This is a genomic window from Cognatishimia activa (assembly GCF_001458335.1).
Lineage (GTDB): Bacteria > Pseudomonadota > Alphaproteobacteria > Rhodobacterales > Rhodobacteraceae > Cognatishimia > Cognatishimia activa.
In genome coordinates, this window is sequence record NZ_CYTO01000007.1 from 31,293 (window position 1) to 42,716 (window position 11,424).

At 53.2% G+C, this 11,424-nt stretch carries 11 protein-coding genes; 4 read left to right on the plus strand and 7 right to left on the minus strand.

From position 1 onward, the window contains the following. Positions 1 to 3 precede the first annotated feature (3 nt). From TA5113_RS02990 to TA5113_RS03005, 4 genes are all read right to left on the minus strand, one after another. On the minus strand, positions 4 to 1,113 hold the full coding sequence (locus tag TA5113_RS02990; protein ID WP_058316299.1) for a THUMP domain-containing class I SAM-dependent RNA methyltransferase: 1,110 nt from the start codon (positions 1,111 to 1,113) through the stop codon (positions 4 to 6). Positions 1,114 to 1,240: 127 nt separating this feature from the next. Beyond that, a complete protein-coding gene (locus TA5113_RS02995) occupies positions 1,241 to 1,864 on the minus strand; it encodes a GntR family transcriptional regulator (protein ID WP_058316298.1) in 624 nt (207 codons plus the stop codon). Between the two features lie 42 nt (positions 1,865 to 1,906). Further along, complete coding sequence (locus TA5113_RS03000; protein WP_058316297.1) at positions 1,907 to 2,653, minus strand: polysaccharide deacetylase family protein; 747 nt, start codon at positions 2,651 to 2,653, stop codon at positions 1,907 to 1,909. A 97-nt stretch (positions 2,654 to 2,750) separates the two neighbouring features. Further along, on the minus strand, positions 2,751 to 3,692 hold the full coding sequence (locus tag TA5113_RS03005) for a glucokinase (RefSeq protein WP_058316296.1): 942 nt from the start codon (positions 3,690 to 3,692) through the stop codon (positions 2,751 to 2,753). Positions 3,693 to 3,964: 272 nt separating this feature from the next. Here TA5113_RS03005 and hemP point away from each other — a divergent pair, with 272 nt between their 5' ends. After that, the gene (gene hemP / locus TA5113_RS16600) at positions 3,965 to 4,123 is read left to right on the plus strand and encodes a hemin uptake protein HemP (RefSeq protein WP_106387499.1); all 159 of its coding nucleotides are present in this window, start codon (positions 3,965 to 3,967) and stop codon (positions 4,121 to 4,123) included. A gap of 77 nt (positions 4,124 to 4,200) precedes the next feature. Here hemP and TA5113_RS03010 read toward each other — a convergent pair whose 3' ends face one another. From TA5113_RS03010 to TA5113_RS03020, 3 genes are read right to left on the minus strand one after another with little or no spacing between them, the layout of a single operon-like run. Continuing rightward, the gene (locus tag TA5113_RS03010; RefSeq protein ID WP_058316294.1) at positions 4,201 to 5,511 is read right to left on the minus strand and encodes an ABC transporter permease; all 1,311 of its coding nucleotides are present in this window, start codon (positions 5,509 to 5,511) and stop codon (positions 4,201 to 4,203) included. After that, positions 5,508 to 6,350: an ATP-binding cassette domain-containing protein gene (locus TA5113_RS03015; RefSeq protein ID WP_370736428.1), complete on the minus strand. Its 843-nt coding sequence runs from the start codon at positions 6,348 to 6,350 to the stop codon at positions 5,508 to 5,510. Before TA5113_RS03015 ends, TA5113_RS03010 begins: the two co-directional genes overlap by 4 nt. Before the next feature lie 51 nt (positions 6,351 to 6,401). Then, complete coding sequence (locus tag TA5113_RS03020; RefSeq protein ID WP_058316342.1) at positions 6,402 to 7,394, minus strand: taurine ABC transporter substrate-binding protein; 993 nt, start codon at positions 7,392 to 7,394, stop codon at positions 6,402 to 6,404. A 416-nt stretch (positions 7,395 to 7,810) separates the two neighbouring features. On the opposite strand from TA5113_RS03020, the gene TA5113_RS03025 reads away from it, so the two are divergent. From TA5113_RS03025 to pdxR, 3 genes are all read left to right on the plus strand, one after another. After that, entirely contained in the window at positions 7,811 to 9,208 is a 1,398-nt protein-coding gene (locus tag TA5113_RS03025) for an aminotransferase family protein (RefSeq protein ID WP_058316293.1), read from the plus strand. A 72-nt stretch (positions 9,209 to 9,280) separates the two neighbouring features. Continuing rightward, positions 9,281 to 9,829, plus strand: coding sequence for a GNAT family N-acetyltransferase (locus TA5113_RS03030; protein ID WP_165589374.1), 549 nt, complete (start codon positions 9,281 to 9,283; stop codon positions 9,827 to 9,829). 113 nt (positions 9,830 to 9,942) lie between these two features. Continuing rightward, positions 9,943 to 11,400: a MocR-like pyridoxine biosynthesis transcription factor PdxR gene (gene pdxR, locus TA5113_RS03035; RefSeq protein ID WP_058316291.1), complete on the plus strand. Its 1,458-nt coding sequence runs from the start codon at positions 9,943 to 9,945 to the stop codon at positions 11,398 to 11,400. Positions 11,401 to 11,424 lie beyond the last annotated feature (24 nt).

An 11,424-nucleotide genomic window follows, 5' to 3' on the forward strand; every position in this document is an offset into this window, starting at 1 on the left:
CCTCTAAAGCGGGCCCGCTTGGAACAGCCGCACCTTGAGACCGCCATGCGGGATCGGGGGGCCGTTTTCCAGCCCCGGCAGTCCAGTCGCGCGAGCAAGGTCTGAATCAGATGTGATGATACCGACACGCCAGCCACGGAATTCTTCCTTCAGTCGTCGCCCCATCGCTCCATACAGACCAAAAAGCTGTTTCTTGTCCCCAATCCGAGCACCATATGGCGGGTTCACGATGACAAGACCCGGCGACCCATCGGGCCGCTGAATGTCACTCACTGCGGCTTGATGAAACGCTGTGACTGCGCCGACGCCTGCACGTTCCGCATTGGCCGTCGCGCTTTCAATTGCGCCAGCGTTGCGGTCTGAACCGTGGAACATTATGTCGATGGCATTCGAGCCATCGCGCGTCTCGTTTGCAAACAATTGCGGATCAAATGTGGCAAGCTTTTCAAAGGCAAAAGACCGGGCACGACCGGCCTGCAAACCCAAGGCCATTTCCGCCGCCTCGATCACAAAGGTTCCTGAACCACACATGGGATCGTAGATCGGTTGGGTGCCATCATAACCACAAGACCTAAGAAACAACGCCGCTAGCGTCTCTCGCATCGGCGCTTTGCCCACTGCGGATTTGTGGCCACGTTTGTGCAATGTCTCGCCAGAGCTATCGATACTTAACGTAACGCGATTGTCTTCAATCCGAACATAGACGGTAACTTCCGCATCCGCGGCAATCGGCGCGCCCAGCTCTTCAGAGATCGCCCGCTCAATGCGCTGCTTGGCTGCCCCTGCGTGGTAGATCTTCGATTTCTTCGAGACCGAATTTACACGCACCGGTACATCAGGGCGCAAAAATTCACCCCATGGAAACTTCCGCGCGCGCTTGTCCAACTGCGCCGGATGGAAAGCCATAAAAGACCCGATCCGCACCAAGACCCGCGTTGCTCCGCGCAGGTTCAAATTTGCACGCCAAACGTCGGACCAATCCCCTTCGATCTCGACACCGCCAGGCACAGCATTGGCGTCCGACCAGCCGCATTCCCGCGCTTCGACACAAAGGACGTCTTCTAGACCGGGCGGGCAAACAAAAAAGATCGGTAGTTTGGATAGAGAGCTCATGTGCCGTGCCTAGGACGAAATGCCGGTCTTGCCAACCCATTGCGACAAAGCACAAACAGCCGTCCTTCACCTTTGCAAAAATACTCTGGGGTGAAAGCGCAACTGCGCTGAGGGGCAAAGCCCCTTTTTAGCTCAACCGAGAAAGATGCCTGCGCAATACAGAAACGGCTGTTTCAATGTTTTGACTGCGGATCGCTTGCATTATCGCGCTATGGTCACGGTCGATGCGCCGCGCCCATTTTTTCGAGTAGGTCGCCAACAAATGCCGCGCACTCAGCAATTGCAGGTCATTAATCTCTGACAGCAAACGTGGCATTTTGCAGCCCGCCAAGATGGCCATATGAAATTTGCGGTTCTCTATTTCCCAACTGATCAAATCAGTCGCGCTGTCACAGGAAATACGAGCCTCTTCCGCGGCATGTTTTTGCGACTTGCTAAGTCTTGGTATCGAGTGGCGTAAAGCGACGGGCTCTAGCGCCAGACGCATCTCGCGAATTTCGAGGTTGTCCGCTGGATTGAACCGCGCAACGCGAACGCCACGGCGCGGCTCGCTTACTGCAAGACCCCGGGCTTCAAGCCGCAGCAACGCTTCGCGCACAGGCACATGGCTGGTGTCAAAAGACTTCGCGATATGATCCTGACGCAGCTTCTCTCCCGCAACAAGTTCGCCGCGGACGATCTGTTCAGCCAATGCCATTGTGATCTGGTCAGAGATCTTTGACTTAGGTGCGTTTGCTTTGCCAGTTTTCATGGCCAAACTGTTAAGAAGACATCACGCTTGGCGCAAGTCGGATCACGCGCTTCGAAATACTTCGAACGGACCTTCCAAGAGCTCTGACCAAAATTGACGGCAGAATTCCCACACCCGATCATCATGCGCCAAGTGGTGGGTCAAAAGCCCAAAAGGTTCGGTGTTATCGAGCTTGCCCTGCCGGCGCTTCTTCAAAAGACGTGCGGTCTTTTCGACAATGAGTTCCGGATGAGAAAGCTTCTTTGACGGTCGCCAATAGAGTGGGTCAATATGGGTGTTGATTTGGGCTAGCCCCGGGACCAGCTCCTGGCTCGCACGAGGATTGCACGTTGAAACGGAATGGAAACCTATCTTGCTAAGTTCTGGAAAGAAATCCGCGGGCACCCGGTTCCATGGCGGCACAAACATGGCTGAAACCCTTTCGCCCAAAAGAGTCTGCAAACGGCGCAGACCTTCCGCGGCCTGCTCAGACCGTATCTCAAGCGGGCGGGCGTTTCCGAACTCACATTTCGTTTCAGTTTTTGGTTGGTAATTCGTATGCGACCAGCCGTGCACAACCGGCACGACATTCGCATCGCCGATGATCCGTTCAGCGAGCGCCTTTGTGGCTTCCCTTGGTATTATTGCCAAATGAACCGGCACACCGGTTTCCGCTGACAGCTCCAACAGTTTTTCAAGTTGTTGAGTCGGCTCAATCGCATCATCGTCGCGCCACCAAACCGGCAGGGTCAGCTCTTCGTTATGCCAACGCGCCAACTCTTGGCGCACTGGAGTCCAATCAAGCTGCATTTACGGCCTCATCCACAGCACTTATCTTTCCCGCTCAACGTGTGCGGAGTGTGCGATGGGCGGTTTGCGAAAGCAAATGTTACATCTTATGCGGGAATTACGCCCTGCTGCTAACGAGCTGCCGCAGGTGACGCGCACAACCTTTCAGCGCTGCGAAGTCGTCATCAATCAGGTTAATCTGGAAGGAGCCAACCAGGTCTGAAAAGCGGCCCTTCTCCGTCAGGTGCTCAGAAAAATTCAACTCATCTAAAATCGGGGCAACAGAACGAGAGACGCCCCCCGTCAAATAAATTCCCCCGAAGGGCAATTGCACCAAAGAATGGTCCCCCACAACGCGGGCCAGAATAGCAACGTAGTCTTTCATTGTCGCGTGACAGGCTTCGTTGCCAGCGTGATAACCAGCCACAACATCTGCTGCGGGCCTGGACTGCCCAGCATGAAATTCGAAAATGTTTTCGATCCCTTGCCCGGCAAGCGCCATCTCTACAGATGGATAGTCCCGGTGCTCGCGCAGCCACTCACAAAGCTCAGTCTGTTCCTGCCGATATGGCAGGGTTTCATGGCCAGCCTCACAAGAAGGTGCCAACAAGACATCACCGACACGATGTACAGGTACGATATTAAAGCCGGTGCCCAGCCCAACCACAAGGCGCGGCCCAGCCTCGACTTTGCCAGGCCTGATGATCTTGGTTGTTTCATCCGTCAGATCATCAAGCGACAGTCCTTGTGCCGGGAGATCATTGATGACGTCTACCACGTCGGCGCCTGTCAGCGCCTTCATCGAGTCGCGATTTATCTCCCAGTCCAAGTTTGTGAGTTCGGCACAACCGTCTTTGACCGGCCCAGCTGCGCCAGCACAAGCGCCGCGCAGCGGCCCTGGCTGCAATTCATCCAGATAGGCTTCGAGTACGGCCATAAAGCTTTGGTTGTCGCGGTTTTTGAAACGTCGTGTGGTGTCCGCCCGCAGTCCATTTGCGTCCGCTAGTCCGACACGCGTGTTTGTTCCACCAATATCTGCGACAAGAAAAGTATCAGACATAAAAGTTCCGCGACTCCGAAGTGTTAGCGCTATCTATCGCGTTGTAAGACAAAATCGGTATACGTACCAGAGCTTCAAAGTCCATCCTTTGAAATTCAGTATCCGAAGCGTGGAAATAATTACGCCCGAAGATTTAGTCCAACAAGCCGCAAACACCGTTTTCGGCATTCTTTTGCTCCTGTGTCCACATATTTTCCGACTCTTTAAATCAGGAATTGACTCACCTGACTAATTTAGTCAGAAATATGTCATCCCAGATTAAGGATTCGAACATGAACATTCAGACACCAATTTCCGAACTGATGAACAATACGCCTGTTCTAGACGCGCAAAATATCACTGGTGAGAACGGACTGGCACGGATCGTTCTTAACGAACAGGTTTACACCCTGCGGATCACACGTGCAGGCAAACTTATACTTACAAAGTAATTCTAAAATAAATTTGAAAAGGGCGACCCGCTCCCGCTGGGCCGCCCTTTTGGTTTTCTCGATCAAATCTGATCAGATCAGACTTTACCCTTCCAAGGGATCAGCCAGTTTTCCAGTGCGCGCATTCCGACTTCGATCGCGAAGCCGATCACGCCGATCACGATGATGCCGACGATAATGATGTCAGTCAGCTGGAACTTAGAAGCCGTCACAATCATCTTGCCGAGACCCACGTTCGCCGCAACCAGTTCGGCCGCAACCACGGTCCCCCAACAAACACCCATGGCGACACGAGCACCGGTGAAGATGTCAGGGAGTGAGTTTGGAACAATGACCTTCGACAGGATTTGCCATTTCGATGCGCCCAGTGAATAGGCAGCATGCACTTTGGAAATCGCAACGCCAGAGACACCCGATCGCGCCGCAATAATCATGATCCACAAGGCGGCTAGGAAGAGCAAGACGACCTTGCCGACTTCACCAATACCGAACCAGATAATGATCAGCGGGATCAGCGCCAATGGTGGAATAGGACGCATGAATTCGACAATTGGGTCGAACCAACCGCGTGCCCATCCGGTCAAGCCCATGGCATAACCAATTGGAACCCCGACCAACGCGCCTAGCAGGAAGCCCAACAGAACACGCTGAAGCGAATACCGGGTGTGCTCGATCAGCGTGAAGCCCTGGTACCCTTCTTTGTTCAGCCAAATAAAGCGCTGAAACACGACTTCGGGGGCAGGCAGATACAAACGCGCCATGCGGAAGCCCGTTGCTGGCGCAAAGGTTGGCGTGCCTTTGTCAGTTAGCCCGAGCGTTCCTTCGTCCACGGAGATTTTCTCACCCGGCTTGATAGGCTGCCCATTAATCGCGACGATGGTGGACCCATCTTTTTTCGAGACTTCGTCGTTTTTCCAAACATTCACAACCTTGAAGCCATAGCGCGCTACGGTCAGCGAGTCGTTCTTTGCAAATCCGTCACCCAGCTCAACCTCAGCCGGAGATGGCTCACGTCCAGGGTTCCCCTCTTCGTCAACTGTTTGCTGAATGTCTTCGCGGTAAACCCGCATCGTGACGGTGGCATCATCTTGAGTTCCGTCTTCAAGCTGAGCCGTATAGGTAAACGTCATATCACCGGAAAATGGGCCCGGAAATTTTGGCAATGGAATTGTCGAGTTGGTGAAAGCAACCCATAGCCAGAAGACGGTTACGACAGAAACCACAGATGCGACGCGGTTCGCCGTAATCGCGCTCTCATCACCGAACGTCACGGTTTTCAGTTTATTGAAGCCCTTCTTTTCAAAAGCGCTTTTGAAAATCTGCTTTGCAATGACAAATGAGCCGAAAAACGCGGCAACATATAGGGCAAGTACGAGTAAACCGGTCATGCGCTTTCCTCCGTCCGGCCCATGATTTCTTCTTCCATGTTCCAGATCATTTCCAGGATTTCCTCACGCGTTCCGGCGTAATCCTTGTGTTTCTTTACTTCGCGCAGATCGTTGCCAACACCGAGATCCGCGAAAGGCAGGCGGTATTCTTTGTGGACCCGTCCTGGACGTGGTGCCATGACCAATAGGCGTTCACCAAGCAGCAAGGCTTCTTCCACAGAGTGGGTGATCAGAATGATGGTTTTGCCTGTGTCTTTCCATAGATCCAACACGAGGCTCTGCATCTTTTCACGCGTCAAAGCGTCAAGCGCGCCTAACGGTTCGTCCATTAGGATAACGTCAGGGTCATTGGCCAAGCAGCGTGCCAGTGCAACACGTTGCTGCATACCGCCAGAAAGTTCGTAAATCGCTTTTTCTTTGAAATCCTGCAGGCCGACAACTTCGAGCAGATGCTCGACCTTTTCTTTGCTTTCCGCGCGGCTCACGCCCTTCATATCAGGGCCAAAGGAAACGTTGTCACGGACATTCATCCATTCAAACAATGCGCCCTGCTGAAAGACCATCCCACGCTGCGGGCTCGGGCCAGTAACGACCTCGTTATTCAGCTTAATTTGGCCTTCGGTTGGAGCCAGAAACCCTGCTACAATATTGAGCAGCGTTGTTTTACCACAGCCCGATGGGCCAAGTACGCTCATGAGTTCGCCGGATTTGATATCCAGCGTCACATTCTTAAGCGCTTGAACGTGACCGCCGTCTGGCAGATCAAAGCGCATAGAGATGTTATCGATTAATAATTCAGACACCTGAATTCCCTTCTCAGAGAGGTGAGACACCCGCATCCGCAGGTAATATTGAATTGGGGCGCACCAAGGCGCCCCATCAATGGAGGATTATTGAGCTTCGGACAGCGGATCCGCGTTCACGTTGTCAGCGTAAGACGCCTTTGCCGCATCGATCGAACCGGAAGCAACGAATACGTCCGCAACACCTTTCATGAAGGTCTGAACGTTTCCGCCGAACCAAGACTGGCTCAACTGCGCTTCAACTGTTGGGAAAACGAAAGTCGCCAGCGTCGCCGCTGCGTCATCTTCGCTCATACCTGCGTCTTTCGCGATAACCGGCAGCATTTTTGCGTGATTCGCTTCATCAGCCCACATTGCGTTAGCATCTGCAGTCACTTTCAGGAACGCAGCAGCTTGATCGCTGTTCTCAGCAACATAAGACGTTGGAGCTGTTGTTCCGTCAAATACCAGGATACCCAGTTCAGTCTTTTCTGCACCGGTCAGCAGAACGTTGCCGGAGTCAAACATGCGACGCAGCGCACCGCCCCAGCCGCAAGCCATATCGACAGAACCTTGGCTCAGCGCCGCTTCGCCTTCCGCCGGTGCCATGTCAACGATTTCGAGGCTATCAAGCGCTACGCCGAAATGTTCCATTTGCTTCAGGAAGCCATAGTGTGCAGCAGTACCCAGCGGGACAGCCACTTTCTTGCCAGCCAGCTCGCCTGCGCTGTCTTTGTCGATTTCCAGATCAGCACGTACAACGCAGTTGTCGTTGTCTGCATAAGAAACAGCAACATCGAGAACCTGCAAATCCTGACCTGCAGATGTCGCGACAACGAATGGCGGAATACCTTGGCTAACAGACAGCTGAACGTCACCGGCAGCCATTGCTGCGCTCATTGCTGTACCTGTGTCGAAAGACACCCAGTTCACTTTTACGCCAAGCGCTTCGTCATACATGCCTGTCGCTTTGGCATATTGGAAAGGCATCGGCCACTCCAAGAAATACGCCACGGTGATTTCCTCTGCCATTGCCGCTTGAGCACCGGTCATAAGTGCTGCAGCCGCTGTCATGGCAGCGAATTTTTTCTTGAAAGTCATCTTCATTTTTCTCCCGTGTGAATAACTACCGCTACTGCGGCGGACTTAGAATCTAGGGCGCCTTTTTGTTTGGCGTTTTCTCTAGAATTGAGCTCATTCAGTCCCAATTCCTTAATCGGAGCGGAAAACGCCTATTCAATCAACGTTTTTTTGCGCCCAAATTAGGCAATTACAGAAAGTTAACCAGCAGGAGATTTTGAGAAAACAAAAACTTTATTGTTATTTTTCAAAATATTAACGTGTTTTTGACGGCAAAAATTCAAATAGCAAACCCCATTCTGGACCTAAATAGAGTACCCACTGGCCCTATCGCCTTTGTTTAATTTCCAAGCAAAATGCTCAAATCAAAGATCAGAGTCTCTGGTCTCATTTTTTATGCATCGCGCTTAAAGCGCCTAAACAAGTAGGGTGTTAAAATGGACGGCACATTTAATGACAACGACCTGTCCAAGGTCGTCGCAGCCGACAAAGCGAATGTCTGGCATCACCTCAGTCAACACAAGCCTTATGAAACGAGCGATCCTCGCATCATCGTTGAAGGCAAGGGTATGCGCGTATGGGATCAAAACGGCAAAGAGTGGCTGGACGCGGTATCCGGCGGCGTTTGGACCGTTAACGTTGGCTACGGCCGCGAAAGCATCTGTGACGCGGTTCGCGATCAACTGATGAAATTGTGCTACTTCGCACAGGTCGCCGGCTCCGTGCCTGGCGCGCTGTTTGCGGAAAAGCTGATCAGCAAGATGCCTGGCATGAGCCGGGTCTACTACACGAACTCCGGCTCTGAAGCGAACGAGAAGGTGTTCAAGTTGGTCCGCCAGATCGCACATAAGAAATACGGCGGTAAGAAAACTAAGATTCTGTACCGCGATCGCGATTACCACGGCTCCACCTTGGCAACCATGTCCGCGGGTGGCCAGCAAGAACGTAACGCCCAGTATGGTCCATTCGCGCCAGACTTCGTACGCGTTCCGCACTGCATGGAGTACCGCAAGCACGAACTCGGCCTCGAGCACCTTTCCGGTGAAGAGTTCGGCCGTGCGGCAGCCGATCTGATCGAAGAAGTGATTCTGCGCGAAGGTCCTGAAACCGTAGGCCTCCTGTGCCTTGAGCCAATCACCGCAGGCGGCGGCGTTATCGAAGCGCCAGAAGGCTACTGGCCACGGGTTCGCGAGATCTGTGACAAGTACGACATCCTGCTGCACATCGACGAAGTGGTTTGTGGCGTTGGTCGTACCGGCAAATGGTTTGGTTATCAGCACTTTGGCATCGAGCCTGACTTCGTCACAATGGCAAAAGGCGTGGCGTCTGGTTACGCAGCGATTGCTTGCATGGTCACCACCGAGAAAGTCTTTGATATGTTCAAAGACGATGCTTCAGATCCACTGAACTACTTCCGTGACATCTCTACTTTCGGTGGCTGCACAGCCGGTCCGGCTGCGGCGCTGGTCAATATGCAGATCATTGAAGACGAGGAGCTTTTGGATAACACCACCGCGATGGGCGAGCACATGAAAGCGCGCTTCTTGGAGATGCAAGAAAAGCACGCCGTCATTGGTGACGTTCGTGGCCTCGGCCTTTTCCAAGGTTTGGAATTGGTGCAAGACCGCGAATCCAAGGAACCTGTGCCAGAAGCGATGGCGCAAAAGGTTGTCGCTGAGTGTGGCGCACAAGGGGTGATCATCGGTGTTACCAACCGTTCGATCCCTGGCCGCAACAACACACTTTGCTTCAGCCCGGCTCTGATCGCGACCAAAGCTGACATCGACGCAATCTGCGATGCGGTGGATAATGCACTGACGACCGTTTTCGGTTAAACTCTTAAGGCCCGCGTCAGGCGGGCCTTTTTAACTCCAGCGAGGCGCGCCATGTGGCCTAGCCCAAAAAAATTGCCTGGTTCCCGCGTAAGTCTTTGGCCGCTCACTCACGGCCATGCGAAAGCGCTTGCCCAAGCAACGGTGGCTGGTCCCTTCTCGCCTGAAGGCTGCAAGACGCCTGTTCGCCACGACATGACGGGTGAAATCTCCTATCGCTTGGAGCGCCAAGCGGATGGTCTTTCTCTCACATACGCTGTTCAATCTCGCTCCACCCGCTGGATCGGCTGGGCAAGTTACTCACGTATTGATCGCGCCCACAAGAAACTAGAAATTGGGGATGTCTGGCTCGCGTGCCTCGACCCAAAGTCCTACAATCAAACCATGATTTCGCTCCTAGACCATGCGTTTGAGAATGCGCGCGCCAACACGGTGCAAATCAAAGCGGTGACTTCAAACACCGCTCTTCGTGCGCGGATTGAGAACTTAGGTGCTTCCTTGGACGGCGTCCTACGCAACGAAATAATTGCGAAAAACGGCGAGCCTCAGGACGTGGCCCTTTACTCCATTATCAAAACGGAGTGGCCGGAAATTTCAAAATCGATTTGCGCCAAACTGCTTTGAATTCCGGCGCTTAAATTCTGTGCACGGTATCCATAAATCTAAGCAGGTAAATTGAATTCACCGGCCAATAGTGCCAGTATCACCCCGAAATCAGTCCAGATAGGCGGACAGTCATGTCGATCTCTGTTGATACTTTCTTTCTGAATCCACAGTTTCAGGGGACTCTACAGTCGCAGATTCAGCAGATGATTGCGGAAGGCATTCTGTCTGGTCGTTTCCGACAGGGTGAGAAGCTCCCGTCCTCCAGAAAACTGGCTTCGCACCTAGGTGTCAGCCGTATCACTGTGACGCTGGCCTATACCGAACTGCTTGCAAACGACTACCTAACCTCTCGTGGTCGTTCAGGATATTTCGTCTCTGAAAATGCGCCCGAGCCACCACCATTCACCAATATTCGTCAAAGCGGAGACACTGTGGATTGGAGCCGAGCGATCGGTCGAAAATACACAGGTGGCGACACGCCGCGAAAACCATTGGATTGGTCCAGCTATCGCTATCCGTTCATTTACGGACAGACTGACAGCGGTCTATTTGACCACGCCAACTGGCGGCTTTGTGCCATCCAAGCCCTTGGGCAAAAGGACTTTTCCGCGCTCACGACAGATTACTGCGACCTAGAGGATGAGCGGCTTGTAGAATTCATCGTGCGCCATACGTTGCCCCGCCGTGGGATCGTTGCACGCCCCGACGAAGTGCTGATTACGGTTGGCGCGCAGAACGCCCTTTGGCTGACCGCGCAGGTTTTGCTAACGCAGCGTCGTACGGCGGCAATAGAAGACCCCTGCTACCACGCGCTACGGGATATTCTTACGCAATCTCGCTGTCATCTCGCCCCACTGCCTGTGGATAGAGATGGGCTACCGCCTGAAGCAATTCCGCCAGAAACCGATGTCATTTTCACCACGCCAAGCCACCAGTGCCCGACCACCGCAACCATGCCCATGGGTCGGCGCGAAGCGCTATTGAAACGCGCGCGCGAACTCGACGCGCTCATCGTGGAAGACGACTACGAGTTCGAAATGTCTTTCCTCAACGCCCCATCTCCGGCGCTTAAGTCGTTGGATAAGGATGGGCGAGTGATCTATGTAGGCAGCTTTTCAAAGTCGATTTTTCCGGGGCTAAGGCTCGGTTATTTGGTTGGCGCTGAAAGCTTCATCCGAGAAGCCCGCGCATTGCGTGCATCTGTACTGCGCCACCCACCTGGTCACACGATGCGCACAGCCGCGTATTTTCTCTCGCTCGGGCATTACGACGCTTCGATTCGTCGGTTGAGAATCGCTTTGAAAGAGCGAAGCGAAGCGATGCATGAAGCCATTCAAGAACATGGACTCAACATCTGGGGCCAAGGTGCGCATGGTGGAAGCTCCTTCTGGATGCGCGCGCCAAACGGCACCGATACAAACAAGCTTGCGGAAAAATTAAAGCAAGACGGGGTTCTGATCGAACCGGGTAAACCCTACTTTTTTGGCCAAAATAGGCCCCGTGAGTTTTACAGACTGGCTTACTCCTCTATTCCGGCGGATCGGATTTCCAAAGGAATCCAGCTAATTGCCAACGTTTTAAACGTCTAGCATCCTCAGAAAAATAGCCGGCAG

Coding starts and splice junctions, on each gene's coding strand:
- TA5113_RS02995 (WP_058316298.1), bottom strand. CDS start 1,864: ATGAAAACTGGCAAAGCAAACGCACCTAAGTCAAAGATCTCTGACCAG.
- TA5113_RS03025 (WP_058316293.1), top strand. CDS start 7,811: ATGGACGGCACATTTAATGACAACGACCTGTCCAAGGTCGTCGCAGCC.
- TA5113_RS03005 (WP_058316296.1), bottom strand. CDS start 3,692: ATGTCTGATACTTTTCTTGTCGCAGATATTGGTGGAACAAACACGCGT.
- TA5113_RS03000 (WP_058316297.1), bottom strand. CDS start 2,653: ATGCAGCTTGATTGGACTCCAGTGCGCCAAGAGTTGGCGCGTTGGCAT.
- TA5113_RS03015 (WP_370736428.1), bottom strand. CDS start 6,350: ATGCGGGTGTCTCACCTCTCTGAGAAGGGAATTCAGGTGTCTGAATTA.
- pdxR (WP_058316291.1), top strand. CDS start 9,943: ATGTCGATCTCTGTTGATACTTTCTTTCTGAATCCACAGTTTCAGGGG.
- TA5113_RS03020 (WP_058316342.1), bottom strand. CDS start 7,394: ATGACTTTCAAGAAAAAATTCGCTGCCATGACAGCGGCTGCAGCACTT.
- TA5113_RS02990 (WP_058316299.1), bottom strand. CDS start 1,113: ATGAGCTCTCTATCCAAACTACCGATCTTTTTTGTTTGCCCGCCCGGT.
- hemP (WP_106387499.1), top strand. CDS start 3,965: ATGAACATTCAGACACCAATTTCCGAACTGATGAACAATACGCCTGTT.
- TA5113_RS03010 (WP_058316294.1), bottom strand. CDS start 5,511: ATGACCGGTTTACTCGTACTTGCCCTATATGTTGCCGCGTTTTTCGGC.